Below are 19,932 nucleotides of genomic sequence, written 5' to 3'. Positions count from 1 at the left end.
AAGTAGTGCTTGGCGGCCCCTTGATACTTTAGGGGCCAGACCATGTGTGCCGGCCTGATTTTTCAAGCAGCACATAACAAATGTGGGAGGGGGCTTGCTCCCGATGGCGGTGGATCAGTCGACTTATGCATCGACTGACCTGCCGCTATCGAGGAGCAAGACCTCCCACATTTTTGATCTCCAGTAATCTCCACTGATCTCCAGTAGTCCGGAGGTCGGGTGGTTTCAGCTCTGGGTCAGAACGCTGGTTTGATCGCGCCTTTGTACTTCTCTTCGATGAATTGCTTCACTTCGGGCGTGTGCAGGGCTGCGACCAGCTTTTTCACCGCGTCCGAGTCTTTGTTGTCTTCACGGGTTACCAGGATGTTCACGTAAGGCGAGTCGTTGCCTTCGATCACCAGGGCGTCCTTGGACGGGTCAAGCTTGGCTTCCAGCGCGTAGTTGGTGTTGATCAGCGCCAGGTCAACCTGGGTCAGCACGCGCGGCAGGGTGGCGGCCTCCAGTTCGCGGAATTTCAGGTTTTTCGGGTTGCCGTTGATGTCCTTGATGGTCGACAGGATGTTGGTCGGGTCCTTCAGGGTGATCAGGTTGTGCTTGGCCAGCAGCAACAGCGCGCGGCCGCCGTTGGTGGCGTCGTTCGGCAGCACTACGTTGGCGCCATCGGGCAGTTCGGCCAGGGTTTTGTATTTGCTGGAGTAAGCGCCCAGCGGTTCCAGGTGCACAGCGCCGACGCTGACCAGGTGAGTGCCTTTGGCTTTGTTGAACTCATCCAGGTACGGCTGGTGCTGGAAGAAGTTGGCGTCCAAGCGCTTTTCAGCCACCTGTACGTTCGGCTGCACGTAGTCGGTGAAGACTTTAACCTGCAAATCCACGCCTTCTTTGGCGAGTGCAGGTTTGACGAATTCGAGGATTTCCGCATGCGGCACCGGCGACGCGGCGACCGTGATGGTCTCGGCGGCGTGGGCTGAAAACGCGGCAACGGCGGCAAAAGCAACCAGTAGTTTTTTCATTCAGCAAGCTCCTTGTTCGGGCATTTGCCGACATTGAGTCGGCAATGGCGGTTATTTTCGAGAAAAGTGCACCACCAGCTTGTCGCCGACGGTTTGCAGAATTTGCACCAGGATCAACAGCATCACCACGGTGACCACCATCACGTCGGTCTGGAAGCGCTGGTAACCGAAACGGATCGCCAAGTCACCCAGGCCGCCGGCGCCGACCACACCGGCCATGGCCGTGTAGGAAACCAGTGTAATCGCCGTCACCGTGATCGCCGCGAAAATGCCGGGGCGGGCTTCGGGCAGCAGCGCGTTGACGATGATCTGGCGCGTGCTGGCACCCATCGACTGCGTGGCCTCGATGATGCCGCGGTCGACTTCACGCAAGGCGGTTTCCACCAGGCGCGCAAAGAACGGCGTGGCGCCCACGACCAGCGGCGGAATCGCACCGGCCACACCCAGCGAGGTGCCGGTGATCAGGACGGTGAACGGGATCATCACGATCAGCAAAATGATGAACGGCAGCGAACGCAGGATGTTCACGATCAACGACAGCAGCGCGTACAGGCCTTTTTGTTCGAACAGTTGGCGCGGGCTGGTCAGGAACAGCAGCACGCCCAACGGCAGGCCCAGCACGATGGTGAAGAACAGCGAGCCGAACAGCATGATCATGGTGTCGCCGGTGGCGAGCCAGATTTCCGACCAGTCGATAGTGGAGAAAAAACTCAACAGGACTTCCATTAGCGCAGAACCTCCATGTGGACGTCTGCCGCGGTAAAGCGGGCGAAGGCGGCTTCCATGTCCCCGCCAGTGACGGCGAGGGTCAGTTGCCCGTAGGGAATATCTTTGATGCGGTCGATACGACCGGCGAGGATGCTGTAGTCCACACCCGTTTCGCGCGCCACGGTGCCCAGCAGCGGCGCGTAGGTCGCTTCGCCCTGGAATGTCAGGCGCACGATGCGCCCTGGCACATGGGCGAAGTCATCACGCTGCTCGCCGTCGTCGACTTGCTCGGCTTCTTGTACGAAGCGCTTGGTGGTCGGATGCTTGGGGTGCAGGAACACGTCGGCCACCGAGCCTTGCTCGACGATGACGCCGGCGTCCATCACCGCCACGTGGTCGCAGACGCGGCGGATCACGTCCATTTCATGGGTGATCAGCACGATGGTCAGCTTCAACTCGCGGTTGATCTCGGCCAGCAATTGCAGCACCGACGCGGTGGTTTGCGGGTCGAGGGCGCTGGTGGCTTCGTCGCACAGCAGGATTTTCGGCTTGGTCGCCAGGGCGCGGGCGATGCCGACGCGCTGCTTCTGACCACCGGACAACTGCGCCGGGTACTTTTTGGCATGGTCGGACAGGCCAACGCGGGCGAGCAACTCAGCCACACGCAGGTCGATGTCCTTGCGCGACAATTCGCCGGCCAGCGTCAGTGGCAGCGCCACGTTGTCGGCAACGGTCTTGGAGGCGAGCAGGTTGAAGTGCTGGAAGATCATCCCGACTTGCTGGCGGAAACGGCGCAGGCCGTTGGCGTCCAGGGCGGTGACTTCTTCGCCGTCAACGTGAATCTGGCCACCGCTGGGTTGCTCCAGGCGGTTGATCAGACGCAGCAGGGTACTTTTTCCCGCACCGGAGTGGCCAATCAGGCCGAACACTTGGCCGTTTTCGACGCGCAGGCTGGTGGGGTGCAGGGCGGGGATTTCCTTACCGGCGACGCGGTAGGTTTTATGGACGTTATGAAACTCGATCACGTAGCGAACCTTGTGGGGCGCATGGAAAAGGGATCAGCGGTTAGCCGGGCGCGCATTTTAGCCTGTCCGTATAGCGTTATTTAGCATTTATTTCTCATTCAACCAGCGATTTGGCAATAACGCGATCAAAGGTCATAAAAAAGGAACGGTGCAAAACCTCATCAGTCACTACTTAAGCAACTCGATTTCCCAGGTGCCGTGCCTGGGGTTTTGCTCAAATGAGCCGGGGATCGCTCTGGCCACTTTGAATAAGGAGTTTTGACTGATGAGCATCAAGAAGCCAGCCACCCCGTCGAAGAGTGAGCTCGCGGGCACCGACACCCTGGACCGTGGCAACACCAACGCCAAGCTGCAGGCACTGGAGGAGTTTCGCTCAGACGCTACCGGCCAGGCGCTGCGCACCAACCAAGGCGTGAAGATTTCTGACAACCAGAACACCCTGAAAGTTGGCTCCCGTGGCCCTTCGCTGCTGGAAGACTTCATCATGCGTGAAAAAATCACGCACTTTGACCACGAACGCATCCCGGAGCGCATCGTGCATGCCCGCGGTACGGGCGCGCATGGTTATTTCCAAACGTATGAAAACCATTCGGCGCTGTCCAAGGCCGGCTTCCTGCGTAACCCGGAGCATAAAACCCCGGTGTTCGTGCGCTTTTCGACTGTACAAGGCCCGCGTGGCTCGGGCGATACCGTGCGCGACGTGCGTGGTTTTGCCGTGAAGTTCTTCACCGACGAAGGCAACTTCGATCTGGTGGGCAACAACATGCCGGTATTTTTCATTCAGGATGCGATCAAGTTTCCGGACTTCGTGCACGCGGTAAAACCTGAGCCCCACAACGAAATACCTACCGGCGGCTCGGCCCACGATACGTTCTGGGATTTTGTCTCGCTGCAGCCGGAATCGGCGCACATGGTTTTGTGGGCAATGTCTGACCGTGCCATTCCAAAAAGCCTGCGCTCCATGCAGGGTTTTGGTATTCACACTTTCCGCCTGATCAATACCGAGGGTAAGTCGACCTTCGTGAAATTCCACTGGCATCCAAAAGTCGGCACCTGCTCCCTGGTGTGGGACGAAGCGCAAAAGCTTGCCGGTAAAGATACCGACTACCACCGTCGCGACCTGTGGGAAGCGATTGAAGTCGGCGACTACCCTGAGTGGGAATTGGGCGTACAAATCGTTGCGGAAGAGGACGAGCATAAGTTCGACTTCGACTTGCTCGACCCGACCAAGATCATCCCCGAAGAGTTGGTGCCGATTACGCCGCTGGGCAAGATGGTGCTTAACCGTAACCCGGACAACTTCTTTGCTGAAGTCGAGCAAGTCGCCTTCTGCCCTGGCCATATCGTGCCGGGTATCGACTTCACCAACGACCCGCTGCTGCAAGGCCGTCTGTTTTCCTACACGGATACGCAGATCAGCCGTCTCGGTGGGCCGAACTTCCACGAGCTGCCGATCAACCGTCCTGTCACGCCGTTCCACAATGGCCAGCGTGATGCCCAGCATCGCACTGTGATCGACAAGGGCCGTGCGGCGTACGAGCCGAATTCGATCGACGGCGGCTGGCCGAAAGAAACGCCACCGGCTGCCGAAGATGGTGGTTTCGAGACCTATTACGAGCGCGTCGACGCCAACAAAGTGCGTGAGCGCAGTGAGTCGTTTGGCGACCATTTCTCGCAAGCCACGCTGTTCTTTAACAGCATGAGCCACCACGAAAAAGAGCACATCATCGCGGCCTACAGCTTCGAGTTGGGCAAGGTGGAGCGTGAGTTCATTCGTGCCCGCCAAGTTGACGAGATTCTCGCCAATATCGACCTGGAGCTGGCCAAGCGCGTTGCGCACAACCTTGGCCTGCCGGCGCCAACCAAAGGCACGGTGCCTGCGCGTGAGACGTCGCTGAAAGAATCGCCTGCATTGAGCCAGGTGAACCTGCTGTCGGGCGATATCAAGACACGCAAAGTCGCAATTCTTGCGGCGAACGGTGTGGATGGCGCAGCGATTGATGCACTGAAAAAGGCGCTGGAAGCCGAAGGCGCACACGCCAAGCTGCTGGGGCCGACCTCGGCACCGGTGAAGACAGCGGATGGCAAGAGCCTGCCGGTGGATGCGTCGATGGAAGGTATGCCGTCGATTGCGTTTGATGCGGTGTTCGTGCCTGGCGGTAAAGAGTCGATCAAGGCGTTGAGCGGTGACGGTGTGGCGTTGCACTTCCTGTTGGAAGCGTACAAGCACTTGAAGGCGATTACCGTTGCCAATGACGCGAAGCCATTGTTGGACTTGCTCAAGCTTGAAGCGGATGCGGGGCTGATTGTTGGCGAGGATGCCAAGGCGTTCAAGGCGTTCTTTGCGGCGATTGCGCAGCACCGGGTTTGGGATCGTGAGCCTAAGGCCAAGGCGATTCCGGCTTAAGTTATTGGCTGTCTGTTAGACCGCTATCGGGAGCAAGCCCCCTCCCACATTTGAACGGTGAATGCCGTCCAATGTGGGAGCTGGCTTGCTCGCGACGGCTTTATTGCGTCTTGCGCGGTATCAGCACAACCTGCGCCGGAATGTGCTTGATAATCTGCCGGTGAATCTTCAAGTCATACGCCGAATCAATTCGCTTCACCCGTTTGGTCAGCAACGTGGCCAGCCACGGGTAATCCTGCGTGCGCGGCACCTGGATGCTGACGTCACACTGGTAATTCACCACGTCGGTGGCAATCGCATCCAACTGGTGACGCAGCTCTTCTATATCCGTGAGGTTCAGCGCAATCGTAGTGCTCGGGGCTGCAGGGTCGATGACTTTGGCTGCAGGCTTGGCTTCGGCTGCCTTCAAGGCCGCTTCGGCTTTATCCAATTCGACTTTACGCGCGTGGCTGATCGCGCTGTTCACGCCACCGGTGAGTGCTGGCGCCTTGGGCATCAGCGCGCGGGCGCGGCTCAGGGCCGTGGCAGCGGCGTTTACATCACCCTTTTGCAGCACAATTTGGCTGCGCTGCAAGTAGGCTTCGGCCAATTGGCGCTGGTAAGTCTCCAGGGCCGGGTCGTTGGGCGATTGGGCCTGCAACGCGGCCAGTTGGTCTTCGGCGGTGGCCAGTTCACTGCTGGCCAGGTTTTGCTCCAGCTGCGCGATGGCCGCAGCGCGAGCATCCGGCGCCTCAAGGGCGGCGGGCGGTGTGCTTTGACAGGCGCCCAGCAGCAGGGAAAATGCGGCAAGGAGCAGATAACGGGAGTTGAACGGCTTCATTCCTGCGACTCTCTAATTGCGCAAAAAGCGAGCAAGTCTACACCCCACGACGGGGCAGGACAAAACTCAGCAAAAACAAGGCGGCGGCCGTCACTACAATCGACGGCCCGGCCGGGGTGTCCTTGAACCAGGACAACGCCAGGCCCCCGCACACTGCCAGCATCCCCAAAAAGCTCGCGCCAATCGCCATTTGCTCGGGTGAGCGAGCGTGGCGCTGGGCAGCGGCGGCGGGAATAATCAGCAGCGACGTGATCAACAATACGCCGACAATCTTCATCGCGACAGCAATCACCACAGCGATCAACAGCATCAGCGTCATGCGCAGCGCCGGTACGGGCAACCCTTCCACCGTGGCCAGCTCTTCGTGCACGGTGATCGCCAGCAGCGGGCGCCACAGGGCCACGAGCAACACCAGTACGGCCGCGCTGCCGCCCAAAATCCACGCAAGGTCGGTGGGGCTGATCGCCAGTAAATCGCCGAACAGGTAGGCCATCAGGTCGATGCGCACTTCATGCATGAAGCTCAGCACCACCAGCCCGAGGGACAAGGTGCTCGGCGCGAGAATCCCCAACAGTGTGTCGGAGGCCAGCGGCTGGCGCTGTTGCAGGGCGACCAGCAACACCGCCAGCAACAGGCAGCCCACGGTGACGGCGATGGTTGGGCTCACATCCAGCAAAAAGCCCATGGCCACGCCGAGCAGCGCGGCGTGCGACAACGTGTCGCCAAAATAGGCCATGCGCCGCCATACCACGAACGAGCCCAACGGGCCTGCCACCAGTGCCAAAGCCAAGCCTGCCAGCAGGGCGTAGAACAGAAAATCAGCCATGCTTGCAGTCGGCTCCATGCGTGTGGGTAGGCGGCGTTTGGCGGTCGTCGACCACCGCGCCATGCAGGTCGTGGGCGTGGTCGTGATGGTGATGATAAATCGCCAGGCTTTGCGCGTTCTTGCCGAACAGCTCGACGAAGGCCGGGTCGCTGCTGACCTGTTCCGGGTGGCCGGAGCAGCACACGTGGCGGTTCAGGCAGACCACTTGGTCGGTGGTGCTCATCACTAGGTGCAGGTCGTGAGAAACCATCAGCACGCCGCAGCCATGCCGGTCGCGCAGCCGTGTGATCAGGCTGTACAGCTCGGCCTGGCCCGCGACATCGACGCCTTGCACCGGCTCATCAAGCACCAGCAATTCGGGCTCGCGCAACAGGGCGCGGGCCAGCAGTACGCGCTGCATTTCGCCGCCGGAGATGCTTTGTACCGGGCTGTCGATTACCTGTTCGGCGCCGACTTCCTTGAGCGCGGCCTGCGCGCGCGGGCGGTCGACACCGGGCACCAGGCGCAGGAAACGCAGCACCGACAGCGGCAAGGTCGGGTCCACGTGGAGTTTTTGCGGCATGTAACCGACGCGCAGCTTGGGTTTGCGCCACACGCTGCCGGTGTCGGGCTTGAGCAAACCGAGTACGGCGCGCACCAGGGTGGTTTTGCCAGCGCCATTCGGGCCGATCAGGGTGACGATCTGCCCAGGCTTCACGCTCAGGGCGATGTTATCCAGCACGTTTTGCCCGGCGAACGTGACCCCAACCTGTTCCAGGCGGATTAACGCGTTGCTCATCAAGCCCCCTGGCAGCCCGAGCACAGGCCGACGACTTCGACCGTTTGCCCTTCGACCTTGAAGCCGACCTCGGCAGAACTCTTGATAATCGCGTCGCTGATGCTTTTTTGTTCAAGCTCGATGGCGGCATGGCACTCGCGGCAAATCAGGAACTGGCCCTGATGCGCGTGCTCCGGGTGGTTACAGCCGACAAACGCGTTGAGCGAGGCGATGCGGTGGACCAGGCCGTTTTCGAGCAGAAAATCCAGCGCGCGGTACACCGTGGGCGGCGCGGCGCGGCGGCCGTCCTGCTCGCTGAGTACGCCGAGAATGTCGTAGGCACCCAGCGGCTTGTGGCTCTGCCACACCAATTCCAGCACCCGGCGACGCAACGCGGTCAGGCGCAAGCCCTTCTGCGCACACAGGGTGTCGGCCTCTGACAGTGCGGTGTGCACGCAGTGGGAGTGGTCGTGGGGACGGCTGGCAAGCGGTGTTTTAGGCATGAGCGGCGACAGACATTTGATAGAGACGTTATTATGTTACCCGTTCCTACGTCATTGAGTGGTCATCGTGTCCCGACTTTTTCCCGTTTTTGTCGTATTTGTCACCAGTTTGTTCATCGCAGGCGCCGCTCAGGCGAGGTCAAGGTGCTGACCAGCATCAAGCCGTTGCAGTTGATCGCCGCCGCTGTGCAGGACGGCGTGGCGGTTCCAGAGGTGCTATTGCCACCTGGCGCCTCGCCGCATAACTATGCGTTGCGCCCATCCGACGTACGGCGCGTGCAATCGGTAGACCTGCTGTATTGGATCGGCCCGGACATGGAGACCTTCCTGCCGCGCGTACTCAAGGGGCGTAGCCTGCCGACCGTGGCCGTGCAGGACCTTGCCGGGATGAAGCTGCGCCGCTTCGCTGACGATGGCCTCTCGCATGCCGATGATGCCGACGAACATGACCACGATCACCGCCCAGGCAGCCTGGACGCGCATTTGTGGTTGTCGACGGTAAATGCCCGCGTGATCGCTGCGCGCATGGCGGCAGACCTGAGTACTGCCGACCCGGCCAATGCCGCGCGTTACGCCAGCAATGTGAAGGCCTTCGATGAGCGCTTGGATGCGTTGGATGCGCGTTTGAAAGCGCGTTTGGCTACAGTCGGCAACAAGCCTTACTTCGTGTTCCACGAGGCGTTTGACTACTTCGAAGACGCTTACGGGCTTAAGCACACCGGCGTGTTCAGCGTTGCCGCCGAAGTACAGCCAGGCGCCCAGCACGTGGCGGCAATGCGTACGCGGTTGCAGGAAGTCGGCAAGACCTGCGTGTTCAGTGAGCCGCCGTTGCGCCCGCGTCTGGCCGAGACGCTGGTCGCCGGTTTGCCGGTGAAATTGGCGGAACTGGACGCGCTGGGCGGTTACACCAAGGCCACGGCGCAAGGTTACGAGCAGGTGCTGGAAAAGTTGGGGAATGACCTGGCCGGGTGCCTGGAGTCGCTCTAACTATGTGGGAGGGAGCAAGTCGAATCGTCGCACCGCCCCTCCCACCTTTTTAGAGTGCAAACGGCAGGTGGACCGTGACCTGCTGACGCTGCGCCAAGCGGTGCTCAAACTCCGCCGGGTCATGAATCAACACATCCTGCCCGGCGAATGACTCGGCAGCGATCAGGCGCGATAGCCAGAACCGCACGCACGCTACGCGCAGCAAGGTCGGCCACAGCTCCGCTTCCTTGGCTGTAAACGGTCGCAGCCCTGCGTACGCGCCCAGCAAGGCCCGCGCGCGTTGCCCGTCGATCACGCCATCGGCGTCCGAACACCAGTCATTCAGGGCGATTGCCACGTCGTACAGCATCGGGCCTGAGCAGGCGTTGTAGAAGTCGATCAGGCCTGTCAGGTGGGTGCCTTCGAACATTGCGTTGTCGCGAAACAGGTCGCCGTGAACGTTCGCGCGTGGCAGGGCCAGGATGTCGGCCTTGTGGGCTTCGATCTCGGTCAATGCAGCGTGCAGCAGGCGCTGTTGGGCGTCGTTCAGGTGCGAAATCAGCTGCGTACCTTCAGCGAGCATCCAATCGAGCCCGCGGTCGGTCTTGCGTTGCAGCATCTTGTCGCCTTGGGTGGCCAAGTGCAGATGGCCGAGCAGGTCGCCGACTTGGGCGCAATGCTGCGCATTGGCATGCTTGATGTGCTTGCCGGCCAGGCGCGGTTGCAGCAGCGCGGGTTTGCCCGCCAGCGTGCGCAGCGCCACGCCGTCGGTGGTGCGCAGGGCGTAAGGCACCGGCAGATCAGCCTCGTGGAGCACGTCGAGCAACTCGATGAAGAACGGCATTTCCGCTACGGGGCCGCGCTCAACCAGGGTCAGCACGAACTCGCCCTGCTCCATGCTGATAAAGAAATTGGTGTTTTCGCTACCGGCGGCAATCCCCTGGAAATCGAGCAGGCGGCCGAGCCCGTAAGGGGCGAGAAAGGTTTCCAGCTCGGGCCGAGCCAGCGGGGTGAACACAGACATGGTTAAAACTGCCAGTACGGGCGCCGCGGTACACGGCGCCAATTGAAGTTAAGAAATCATTTCCATTCGAAGATCTTCCATGACGGAATCAGCATATCCGGCTGGTCGGAACGGATGAAGTTTGCATCGGTTCCGTCCGCGCGCACCAGAAAATACGGCGGCGCACCCTTTACGGTGACTTTGATTGCGTACAGGAAACCGTTTTGGCGGTACTCCTGGATGGTTCTGTCACCCTCGGTGCGGATCGTGACTTCCGGGTCGCCCGTGGGCGCGCTGTCGGCTGCCATGGCGGCCAACGGCAAGAGTGCAATCAAGCCGGTCAACAACAGGCTATTTACGGTGCGCATGATAACCTTGTCCCTTTGTCGTCAATGGTCCGGCTATTCTAGCGCCTGACCCGCCGAAAAGGTTGATCCTGCTCATGAGCCAAGCCCCCCTCGTCCTGGTGGACGGTTCTTCATATCTGTACCGCGCCTTTCACGCGCTGCCACCGCTGACTACCTCCAAAGGCCTGCCGACCGGTGCGGTCAAGGGCGTGTTGAACATGCTCAAAAGCCTGCGCAGGCAGTACCCGGACAGCCCGTTCGCGGTGGTGTTCGACGCCAAAGGCGGGACCTTTCGCGATGACATGTACGCCGAATACAAGGCCAACCGCCCGAGCATGCCCGATGACATGCGCCTGCAAATCGAGCCACTGCACCAAAGCGTAATCGCCCTCGGCTTCCCGCTGTTGTGCGTCGAAGGCGTAGAGGCCGATGACGTGATCGGCACTCTGGCCCGCAGCAGTGCGGCTGCCGACCGACCGGTGGTGATTTCTACCGGTGACAAGGACATGGCGCAACTGGTCGACGGGCACATCACCTTGGTCAACACCATGACCGGTAGCGCGATGGACATCGAGGGCGTGAAGGAGAAATTTGGCGTCGCCCCGGAGCAGATCATCGATTACCTGGCGCTGATGGGCGATTCGTCCGACAACATCCCAGGCGTTCCGGGCATTGGTCCGAAGACCGCTTCCGGCTTGTTGGTCGGCGTGAACGGCGGCCTCAAAGAGCTTTATGAGCAGTTGGATATTGTGCCGACCTTGCCGATTCGCGGGGCCAAGACCCTGCCCGCCAAGCTGGCAGAGCACAAAGAGATGGCGTTTCTGTCGTATCAGTTAGCGACGATCAAGATCGATGTGCCGCTGGACGTCGGCCTGGACGATTTGCACCTGATCGAGCCGGATCGCGAAAAACTGCTGGAGCTGTACACGCTGCTGGAGTTCAAGAGCTGGTACGACGAGATTCAGCGCGACACCAAGCGCGTCGAGCTCAAGGCATCGACCGAGCGCGCGCCTGCTGCCGAAGAGGTTGTTGAGTCGGCACCTGTTGAAGCGGCCTACACCACCATCCTCGACCAGGCGACGTTCGACAGTTGGTTGAAGAAGCTCAACGACGCGAAGTTGTTCGCTTTCGACACCGAAACCACCGGGATCGACGCACAACAGGCGCAATTGGTCGGCGTTTCGTTTGCCGTACAGCCGCACGAAGCGGCCTACATCCCGCTGACGCATGCCTACCTCGATGCGCCGCAGCAGCTCGACCGCGACAGCGTGTTGTTGGCGCTCAAGCCTTTGCTGGAAGACCCGAGCAAGCTAAAGGTTGGCCAGCACGCCAAATTCGACATGAACATCCTGGCCAATTGCGCGATTGGCGGCGACCCGGCGCAGGGCATTACCGTGCGCGGCATTGCGTTCGACACGATGCTTGAATCCTACGTGCTGAATTCAACCGCCACCCGCCACGACATGGACAGCTTGGCGAAGAAGTACCTGGACTATGACACTGTCAGCTTCCAGGACATCGCCGGCAAAGGCGCCAAGCAGCTGACGTTCGATCAAATCCCGCTTGAGCAGGCTGGCCCGTATGCGGCCGAAGATGCAGACGTAACGCTGCGGCTGCACCAGGCGTTGCACGCGCAACTTGCCGCCATACCGGCGCTGGCGAGTGTGCTGACCGACATCGAAATACCCTTGGTGCCGGTGCTGGCGCGGATCGAGCGTCAGGGCGCGCTGGTGGATAAAGAGCTGTTGGGCATCCAGAGTATCGAGCTGGGTAACAAGATGGTCGAGCTGGAGCGCCAGGCATTCGAGATCGCCGGTGAGGCGTTCAACCTGGGCTCGCCCAAGCAGCTCGGGGCGATTCTCTACGAAAAACTCGGCTTGCCGGTGCTGAAAAAGACCGGCAAGGGCCAGGCCTCGACGGCTGAGGAAGTGTTGGCCAAGTTGGCCGAGGACGATTTCCTGTTGCCCAAGGTGCTGATGCAGTACCGCAGCATGAGCAAGCTGAAAAGCACTTACACCGACCGCCTGCCGGAGCAGATCAACCCGCGCACCGGGCGCATTCATACGTCGTATCATCAGGCGGTAACGGCGACTGGGCGGTTGTCTTCCAGCGATCCGAACCTGCAGAACATCCCGGTGCGCACCGCCGAAGGGCGGCGGATTCGCCAAGCCTTTATCGCGCCCAAGGGTTACAAACTGCTGGCCGCGGATTATTCGCAGATCGAACTGCGGATCATGGCGCACTTGTCCAAGGACGAGGGCCTGATGAATGCGTTCCGCAACGAATTGGACGTGCATACCGCCACGGCGGCGGAAGTGTTCAAGGTTGAGCTGGCGGAGGTCACGTCCAATCAGCGCCGCAGCGCCAAGGCGATCAACTTTGGCCTGATCTACGGCATGGGGGCGCAAAAGCTCGGCAAAGACATCGGCGTGGATACCAAAACCGCCAAGGCCTACATAGACGTGTACTTCGCGCGCTACCCAGGCGTTCGTGAATATATGGAGCGCACGCGCGCCCAAGCGGCCGATCAGGGCTACGTAGAAACCTTCTTCGGGCGCCGGTTGTATGTGCCGGACATCAATTCCAACAAGCCTCAGGAGCGAGCCGCCGCAGAACGCACGGCGATTAACGCGCCGATGCAAGGCACGGCGGCCGACATCATCAAGAAAGCCATGGTGTTGGTGGACAACTGGCTGACCGAGTCTGGCCTGGATGCCAAAGTCATTCTGCAAGTGCACGATGAACTGGTGCTTGAGGTACGTGAAGACCTGGTCGCAGAGGTCAGCGCGAAAATCCGCGAACACATGAGCGCCGCGGCGCAGTTGGATGTGCCATTGGTGGTCGACGTGGGCGTGGGCGATAACTGGGACGAAGCGCACTGATTTCGCGGCGCAGCCACCCCCATGCGGGGCGGCGGAGTGCTTTGAATCAGACGTCGCCGGCAGATGTTTCAAATAGTTTTTCAGCCTGCCGGAACTTAACCCGTGAAATGCGACTCAGAGGTACTGAATGGGTGGTGAAGCCCTTCAATGCTCCTATGTTGTGTTAAGTGTTGGCAGATATCCGGACCCCGCCCTAACGGTCCGGAACTTGAACCCCGAACTTCCTCTCCCCATGTGAAGTCCGGGGTTTTTTTTTGCCCGCTGAAACGCTATTCGGCGATTTCGGCGCCCTTGTCGGCCAATTCCATCCAGCCGGCCAGCACGGTGTAAGCGTCTTCCAGGCCCAAGCGTTTTGGCGCCGAGAACAGCTGGATGGTGATCGTGTCACCCCAGCCTTTACGGATCTCGGCCTGTACTTTGAGCAGCGTGTTCTTGGCCGCGCCGTAGGTCAGCTTGTCGGCTTTGGTCAGTAAAATATGCATCGGCATGCCGCTGGCGACCGCCCAGTCGAGCATCAGCAAGTCGAAGTCGGTCATTGGATGACGGATGTCCATCATCAGAATCAAACCTTTCAAACTTTCCCGGCCGCCCAGGTAAGCCTCCAGGTGACGCTGCCAGTGCAGCTTCAACGGGATAGGTACTTTTGCGTAGCCGTAGCCCGGCAGGTCGACCAGGCGCCGATCATCGTCCAGCTTGAAGAAGTTGAGCAGTTGCGTGCGGCCCGGGGTTTTTGAGGTGCGCGCCAGGCTGGCGTGGGTCAGGGTGTTCAGCGCGCTGGACTTGCCAGCGTTGGAACGACCGGCAAACGCCACTTCAAAGCCTTCGTCATCGGGGCATTGGTCAACTTTGGCGGCGCTGAGCATGAACGTGGACTGTTGGCACAGGCCAAGGATGGGATTCTTGAGTTGCATGAGATTTCCGATGTGGGCGGTGCCGAAAAAGGGTGCGGCAAGCGGTGTCGTTTCCGTTTCAGTAGCGCCAGTATATAATGCCGCAGATTTTGTGTGTGCTTTGTCCCAGCGAAGGATGAAGTTCACGGGAGCGAAATACCTTCATTGCGCATTAGAACGCAAAACGCTCTCAAACCCTGAAAAGGTCGATGTATGACCAGATGGTTGCTCGCTGTCGGTGTCCTGATTCCGCTTTACGGCGCTCAGGCTACACAGGATCTGGAGGCGGTGTACAACCGAGTTTGCGTGGCTTGCCATGCCGGCCAACTGCCCAGCGCGCCCAAACGGGGTGATCAGGCAGCTTGGGCGCCCAGACTGGCGCAGGGCATGGACACGCTGGTGCAACACGTGACTGAGGGTTTCAAGGCAATGCCGACGCGTGGCTTGTGCATGGACTGCAGTACTGAGGATTACCAGGCCGTCATTCAGTTGATGGTGAGTAAACCCGGTAGATGACTCTTAAACCCTTAGCCGTAGTTGGATTAGCTGATGAACAAACTGATCGTGAGTCTGCTCTTGACCGTGGGCATGGCAGGTGTTGCCCATGCTGCAGGCGACGCCACCGCAGGCCAGGCGAAAGCCGCCGTGTGTGGCGCTTGCCATGGGCCGGATGGCAACAGCCCGGTACCGAACTTCCCCAAACTGGCGGGCCAGGGTGAGCGTTACCTGACCAAGCAGATGCACGACATCAAGGACGGCAAGCGCACGGTGCTGGAAATGACCGGCTTGCTGACCAACCTCAGCGATCAGGACGTGGCGGATATTGCCGCCTACTTTGCCAGCCAGGCGGGCAGCGTGGGCGCTGCCGACCCTAAACAAGTGGCTCGCGGTGAAGAACTGTTCCGTGGCGGCAACCTCGAAAAAGGTATGCCCGCGTGCATCGGTTGCCACTCGCCCAACGGCGCAGGCCTTGCCGCTGCAGGCTTTCCGCACTTGAGCGGGCAACATGCGCAGTATACCGCCAAGCAGCTGACGGACTTCCGTGAAGGCAATCGCACTAACGATGGCGACGCCAAAATCATGCAAAGCATCGCGGGCAAGTTAAGCAACAAGGACATCGAAGCGGTTTCCCAGTACATCCAGGGCCTGCACTGATCGCAACAGCACGTTAACGCTCGATTAATCCATCGATGCAAGCATAAAAAGGGTGGCTTGGGCTGCCCTTTTTTGTGGCCGGTGCCGTTACACTAACGAACTGATGCCCGCGCAGACCTGTCACAACAAAGGTCCCGCGAGGCGAATTTATTTGTCCAGGAGTAAAGCATGCGTAATCTGATTCTCAGCGCCGCTCTCGTCACTGCCAGCCTCTTCGGCATGACCGCGCAAGCTGCCGATGTGCCGCTTGAAGCCGGTAAAACTTACGTCGAATTGGCCAACCCGGTTCCGGTTTCGGTGCCCGGCAAGATCGAAGTGGTAGAGCTGTTCTGGTACGGCTGCCCGCATTGCTACGCATTTGAGCCAACCATCAATCCATGGGTTGAAAAACTGCCTGCGGACGTCAACTTCAGGCGCATCCCGGCCATGTTCGGCGGCCCATGGGATGCCCACGGCCAGTTGTTCCTGACCCTGGAAGCCATGGGTGTGGAGCACAAGGTGCACAACGCTGTATTTGAAGCCATTCAGAAGCAAGGCAAGCGCCTGACCAAACCTGACGAAATGGCTGACTTCGTTGCCACTCAAGGCGTGGATAAGGACAAGTTCCTGGCCACCTTCAATTCCTTCGCTATTCAGGGCCAGATCAAACAGGCCAAGGAACTCGCCCAGAAGTATGGCGTGCAAGGCGTACCGACCCTGATCGTCAACGGTAAATACCGTTTCGACCTGGGCACCACCGGTGGTCCTGAAGCCACCCTCAATGTAGCCGACCAACTGATCGCCAAAGAGCGCGCAGCCAAGTAAGGGGGCTCGCCATGCGCCGCTGGGGTACTGAACGCGTTGTTGGCCTGCATGACCCGCAGGTCAATGAACATCATCTGGAATCCACAGGCCTGCCGGCAGACAGCCGTTTGCGCCTGCTCAGCTTCAATATCCAGGTAGGTATCAGTACCGAGAAGTACCGGCACTACCTCACCCGTGGCTGGCAGCACTTGCTGCCTCATAACGGGCGGGCCGGTAACCTGCAGAAAATCGGCAACCTGCTGAACGACTTCGACCTGGTCGCCTTGCAGGAAGCCGACGGCGGCAGCATGCGCTCCGGTTACGTCAACCAGGTGGAACACCTGGCGCACCTCGGAGCGTTCCCGTACTGGTATCAGCAACTCAATCGCAACCTCGGGCGCCTGGCGCAGCACAGCAATGGTGTGCTCAGCCGCTTGAAGCCGACCGCCATCGAAGATCACCCGTTACCCGGCCCCAAGGGGCGCGGGGCTATTCTCGTGCGTTTCGGCGAAGGCCCGGAAGCCTTGGTGGTCGTCATGATGCACCTGGCGCTCGGGGGTAAGACGCGCAACCTGCAGCTTGCCTACGTGCGTGAATTGATTGGCAACTATAAACATCAGGTGTTGATGGGTGACATGAACACCCATGCCAACGACCTGTTGCAGAATTCCCCGTTGCGCGACCTCGGTTTACTCGCGCCGCAAGTCGAAGCCACTTTTCCCAGCTGCGCCCGCAGCGCTGTCTGGACCATATCCTGCTCAGCCCCACTCTCACGCTTGAAAGCGTGCAGGTGCTGGCGCAGCCCATTTCCGATCACCTGCCGGTCGCGGTAGAGATTCGTCTGCCGGGTTCGCTTACGGCTGATGCATTACCCGCGTTGAGCCCAGGCCCTCGCGGACCCCTTGCATGAGCGACGACGCCCAGCGCTGGAAAGAGAAATACCTGAAAAGCGTTGAGCAGCAAGACAAGCTCGAGCGCCGCTGGGCTGCCCGCCTCGACCTGCTGCGCCGAGGGTTGGTGCGCAGCACGCTCGCCGCGGAAGGGACCGACCGCGCCGTTGACCAGTGCATGAAGGAAATGCGCGACGTGGTGCGCACAGACGACATGGACGCCGCCCTCGCCGCGCTGCTGCCACGCCTGGAAAAAGCCGTGCTCGACTCGGAGCAGCGCCGCGAAACCCGAGTTGACCAGACCAGCACCGCCCTCACCGCCTTGGTCGCGCAGTTGCAGAAGTTGCCACTGCCGCGTGAAGTGGCCCGCCCGCTGAAGGCCTTTGCCAAGCAGCTCGATGGCCGAGTCGGTCAGGCGCGGGAAATCCCGCTGCTGCTCAGTGAGCTGAGCAGCTTGCAGGAGCAGGCGTTGAATAACCTGGAGCCGGAGGGCGAACCCGCGCGCTCCGGCCCGGGTTTGCTGCAGCGTCTTTTTGGTTCAAAGGATGTCCCAAGCGACACGCAGGTGCTCGAAGCCACGCCGCAGCCTGTGCCTGAGCCAGCGGCGCCGAAGCCCGCGGCGCCCCAACCGGCACCTGAGCCTGAACAGCCCGCGCAATCTGAAGAACTGACAAACGCCTTGCGTGCCTTCGCGCCCGTGCCGCCGACACCGGCCGCCGCGCCGGCCGAGCCTGTTACGCCTGTTGCGCCAGCCAGCGCGGCAGAAGTCGCCGGCGAGTCGTTTGTCTTCGAGGCGCCAGCTTCAGCCCAGCCCATCACCACGCCTGTTGAGGCCTCCGAGCCCAAGACGCTTGAGCCAGCGGTTGAGGAAGACGCTCCCGAAAGCGCCCTCGCCGCCTTTATCGAAGCGCCAGAGGCTCAGGTTGCGACGCCGGATCAAACCGCCATCGGCAGCCTGTCACTGCCGCCCGTACTCGAAGACGCTGAGCTTGACCTTGATCAGCAACAGTCGGATGGCCTCTACGCGTTGCCCGACTCGCCAGAACCGTCCTATAGCTCGGTCGCCAAGCACATCGAGAGTACGTTGCTTGGGCTGCTGGAAGATTTGTCGCTGCCCGAGCACCATCTGCCCCAGGCAGAGTCAATGCGCGAGCGCCTGGCCAATGGCTTGAACTGGTACGAATTGCTGCCGATTCTTGATGACCTGGCGGTGCTGATGCTGGCGATTACCGACAGCGGCCAGCATGAGTTCGAGGCCTACCTCAAGCAGCTCAATGAGCGCCTTGAGGCATTCCAGGGCCATTTGCAGGTGGCCAGCGATGGCCACGCCGACAGCCGCTCCGCAGCGCGTGAGCTGGACACGCAAATTCGTGAACAGGTCGATGGCCTGCAAAGCAGTGTGCAGGAAGCGGCTGACCTGGGCAGCCTCAAGCAGGTGTTGGAAAGCCACCTTGAAGGCCTGCTTGGCACCATGGACCAACACCAGCAGCAGCGTGACCAGCGCGAGCAAGAAGTGGCGGCGCGCTTGAAAAGCCTGGCCGAGCGGGTGTCGAGCATGGAGCAGGAAGCTCAGGGCTATCGCGAGCATTTGGAAGTACAGCGCCAGAAGGCCTTGATCGATCCGCTCACCGGGTTGCCTAACCGTGCGGCCTGGAGCGAGCGTCTCGACCATGAGGTCAACAGCTGGCATCAGCGTGGCAGTAACCTGTCGTTGGCGATGCTGGACCTCGACCACTTCAAGCGTATTAACGATAACTATGGCCACCTGGCGGGCGACAAGGTACTCAAGATCATCGCCAATGTGCTGCGCGAGCGTCTGCGCACTACCGACTTTATCGCGCGTTTCGGCGGTGAAGAGTTTGTGTTGCTGATGCCTGACTCAGCGTTGGCGGATGCCCTGGACGTGGGTGAAGTGCTGCGCGCGGCCATCGAGGCGTGCCCGTTTCACTTCAAGGGCGAGCGGGTAACCATCACAGTGTGCATGGGCGTGGCGCAGTTTCAGCCGGGTGAGCGCAGTGACTTGGCGCTCAAGCGCGCCGATGAGGCGTTGTATCGTGCCAAGGCGGCGGGGCGTAACCAAGTGCACGCGGCGTAAAAAATGTTCTATTTTGTAATTTGAACGCCGCGCCTCAATCGGTACGTTACACTGTTGCATTATCGTCTTCAGCGTAATGTCTTCCGCCATGAAATCCTTGTACCTCGCCTTCGTATTCGTCCTGCTCGCCGGCTGCGCCAGCGGCCCGCGCCTGGACACCCGCCACCCTTCAGTGAACCACGACAACCGCGTGCAGTTTGTTGTGGTGCATTACACCTCGACCAATCTTGAGCGCTCGCTGGCACTGTTGACCCACGGTCAGGTCAGCAGCCATTACCTGATCGGCGACGACGGCTCAGGCACCATTTACAAGCTGGTGGATGAGAGCCAGCGCGCCTGGCACGCAGGGGAAAGCGAATGGATGGGGCGCACCTGGCTCAACTCCAGTTCCATTGGCATCGAAATCGTCAACCCAGGGTACAGCGACACGCCGACGGGCCGTGTCTGGTATCCGTATTCCGAGGCGCAGGTACAGTCACTGGTGGTGTTGCTCAAGGACATCATCAAGCGCAATGGTATCGAACCCAAGAACATCATCGGCCATAGCGACATCGCGCCGCTGCGCAAGCTCGACCCTGGCCCGTTGTTCCCGTGGAAGCGTTTGGCCGCTGAAGGTTTAGGCGTTTGGCCTGACGCGCAGGCCGTCGCTCAATTGCGGGCGCAGTACAGCGTTGTGCTGCCGAGCGTCACCTGGTTCCAGGAAGAGTTGGCGCGCCTGGGCTACCAGACACCGCAGACGGGTGAGCTTGATGTCGCCACGCGGCACGTAATCGCAGCGTTCCAGATGCACTTTCGCCCATCACTGTTTGATGGCACGCCGGATGCGGAGAGTGCCGCGATACTGAGCGCGTTAAACCGTCGCTGA

The 19,932-nt window shown here is 60.4% G+C and carries 17 protein-coding genes and 2 pseudogenes; 9 read left to right on the top strand and 10 right to left on the bottom strand.

The window, feature by feature from the left end; genetic code table 11:
* Nucleotides 1–236 precede the first annotated feature (236 nt).
* The 3 genes from F0169_RS06215 to F0169_RS06205 are packed head-to-tail and all read right to left on the bottom strand — an operon-like array spanning nucleotide 237 to nucleotide 2,743.
* Nucleotides 237–1,010: a MetQ/NlpA family ABC transporter substrate-binding protein gene (locus tag F0169_RS06215; RefSeq protein WP_152746018.1), complete on the bottom strand. Its 774-nt coding sequence runs from the start codon at nucleotides 1,008–1,010 to the stop codon at nucleotides 237–239.
* Between the two features lie 51 nt (nucleotides 1,011–1,061).
* Nucleotides 1,062–1,736, bottom strand: coding sequence for a methionine ABC transporter permease (locus tag F0169_RS06210; RefSeq protein ID WP_058413891.1), 675 nt, complete (start codon nucleotides 1,734–1,736; stop codon nucleotides 1,062–1,064).
* Nucleotides 1,736–2,743: a methionine ABC transporter ATP-binding protein gene (locus tag F0169_RS06205; RefSeq protein ID WP_058413892.1), complete on the bottom strand. Its 1,008-nt coding sequence runs from the start codon at nucleotides 2,741–2,743 to the stop codon at nucleotides 1,736–1,738. Before F0169_RS06205 ends, F0169_RS06210 begins: the two co-directional genes overlap by 1 nt.
* A 265-nt stretch (nucleotides 2,744–3,008) precedes the next feature.
* Here F0169_RS06205 and katE point away from each other — a divergent pair, with 265 nt between their 5' ends.
* On the top strand, nucleotides 3,009–5,150 hold the full coding sequence (katE, locus tag F0169_RS06200; protein WP_152746017.1) for a catalase HPII: 2,142 nt from the start codon (nucleotides 3,009–3,011) through the stop codon (nucleotides 5,148–5,150).
* A 100-nt stretch (nucleotides 5,151–5,250) separates the two neighbouring features.
* Here katE and F0169_RS06195 read toward each other — a convergent pair whose 3' ends face one another.
* The 4 genes from F0169_RS06195 to zur are packed head-to-tail and all read right to left on the bottom strand — an operon-like array spanning nucleotide 5,251 to nucleotide 8,056.
* Nucleotides 5,251–5,970 carry a PA5502 family lipoprotein gene (locus tag F0169_RS06195; RefSeq protein ID WP_152746016.1) on the bottom strand — a complete coding sequence of 240 codons (720 nt, stop codon included), beginning with the start codon at nucleotides 5,968–5,970 and terminating at the stop codon, nucleotides 5,251–5,253.
* Between the two features lie 37 nt (nucleotides 5,971–6,007).
* Nucleotides 6,008–6,796, bottom strand: a complete 789-nt coding sequence (gene znuB / locus F0169_RS06190) for a zinc ABC transporter permease subunit ZnuB (protein WP_152746015.1) — start codon at nucleotides 6,794–6,796, stop codon at nucleotides 6,008–6,010.
* Nucleotides 6,789–7,574: a zinc ABC transporter ATP-binding protein ZnuC gene (gene znuC / locus F0169_RS06185; protein WP_099236540.1), complete on the bottom strand. Its 786-nt coding sequence runs from the start codon at nucleotides 7,572–7,574 to the stop codon at nucleotides 6,789–6,791. The genes znuB and znuC overlap by 8 nt, the downstream gene beginning before the upstream one ends.
* Complete coding sequence (gene zur, locus F0169_RS06180; protein ID WP_058413897.1) at nucleotides 7,574–8,056, bottom strand: zinc uptake transcriptional repressor Zur; 483 nt, start codon at nucleotides 8,054–8,056, stop codon at nucleotides 7,574–7,576. The genes znuC and zur overlap by 1 nt, the downstream gene beginning before the upstream one ends.
* A gap of 67 nt (nucleotides 8,057–8,123) precedes the next feature.
* Between zur and F0169_RS06175 the strand changes: the two are divergent.
* Nucleotides 8,124–9,043 (top strand): annotated as a pseudogene (locus F0169_RS06175) (zinc ABC transporter substrate-binding protein).
* Between the two features lie 49 nt (nucleotides 9,044–9,092).
* On the opposite strand, the gene F0169_RS06170 reads toward F0169_RS06175, so the two are convergent.
* Both F0169_RS06170 and F0169_RS06165 read right to left on the bottom strand, forming a co-directional pair.
* Nucleotides 9,093–10,046, bottom strand: a complete 954-nt coding sequence (locus F0169_RS06170; RefSeq protein WP_152746014.1) for a homoserine kinase — start codon at nucleotides 10,044–10,046, stop codon at nucleotides 9,093–9,095.
* Between the two features lie 56 nt (nucleotides 10,047–10,102).
* Nucleotides 10,103–10,393: a DUF2782 domain-containing protein gene (locus tag F0169_RS06165; protein WP_058413900.1), complete on the bottom strand. Its 291-nt coding sequence runs from the start codon at nucleotides 10,391–10,393 to the stop codon at nucleotides 10,103–10,105.
* Between the two features lie 74 nt (nucleotides 10,394–10,467).
* Between F0169_RS06165 and polA the strand changes: the two genes are divergently transcribed.
* On the top strand, nucleotides 10,468–13,254 hold the full coding sequence (polA, locus tag F0169_RS06160) for a DNA polymerase I (RefSeq protein ID WP_152746013.1): 2,787 nt from the start codon (nucleotides 10,468–10,470) through the stop codon (nucleotides 13,252–13,254).
* Nucleotides 13,255–13,523: 269 nt separating this feature from the next.
* On the opposite strand, the gene yihA is transcribed toward polA, so the two are convergent.
* Nucleotides 13,524–14,165 (bottom strand): ribosome biogenesis GTP-binding protein YihA/YsxC, encoded by a 642-nt coding sequence (gene yihA, locus F0169_RS06155; RefSeq protein ID WP_048721487.1) that lies wholly within the window; start codon nucleotides 14,163–14,165, stop codon nucleotides 13,524–13,526.
* Between the two features lie 192 nt (nucleotides 14,166–14,357).
* Between yihA and F0169_RS06150 the strand changes: the two genes are divergently transcribed.
* The 6 genes and pseudogenes from F0169_RS06150 (at nucleotide 14,358) to F0169_RS06125 (ending at nucleotide 19,932) form a co-directional block, all read left to right on the top strand.
* The gene (locus tag F0169_RS06150; RefSeq protein ID WP_122250190.1) at nucleotides 14,358–14,660 is read left to right on the top strand and encodes a c-type cytochrome; all 303 of its coding nucleotides are present in this window, start codon (nucleotides 14,358–14,360) and stop codon (nucleotides 14,658–14,660) included.
* 33 nt (nucleotides 14,661–14,693) lie between these two features.
* Nucleotides 14,694–15,299: a c-type cytochrome gene (locus F0169_RS06145; protein WP_058413903.1), complete on the top strand. Its 606-nt coding sequence runs from the start codon at nucleotides 14,694–14,696 to the stop codon at nucleotides 15,297–15,299.
* 168 nt (nucleotides 15,300–15,467) lie between these two features.
* Nucleotides 15,468–16,103, top strand: coding sequence for a thiol:disulfide interchange protein DsbA (gene dsbA / locus F0169_RS06140; protein ID WP_058413904.1), 636 nt, complete (start codon nucleotides 15,468–15,470; stop codon nucleotides 16,101–16,103).
* An 11-nt stretch (nucleotides 16,104–16,114) separates the two neighbouring features.
* A pseudogene (locus tag F0169_RS06135) lies at nucleotides 16,115–16,992 on the top strand (endonuclease/exonuclease/phosphatase family protein).
* A complete protein-coding gene (locus F0169_RS06130; protein WP_152746012.1) occupies nucleotides 16,989–19,067 on the top strand; it encodes a GGDEF domain-containing protein in 2,079 nt (692 codons plus the stop codon). The pseudogene F0169_RS06135 and the gene F0169_RS06130 overlap by 4 nt, the downstream one beginning before the upstream one ends.
* Nucleotides 19,068–19,155: 88 nt before the next feature.
* On the top strand, nucleotides 19,156–19,932 hold the full coding sequence (locus F0169_RS06125) for an N-acetylmuramoyl-L-alanine amidase (RefSeq protein ID WP_152746011.1): 777 nt from the start codon (nucleotides 19,156–19,158) through the stop codon (nucleotides 19,930–19,932).

Origin of the sequence: Pseudomonas kitaguniensis, assembly GCF_009296165.1 — a bacterium.
In the GTDB taxonomy this organism is placed as follows: Bacteria; Pseudomonadota; Gammaproteobacteria; order Pseudomonadales; family Pseudomonadaceae; genus Aquipseudomonas; species Aquipseudomonas kitaguniensis.
Note: the sequence above shows the minus strand (reverse complement) of the source record. Positions and strands in the feature narration are given on the sequence as shown.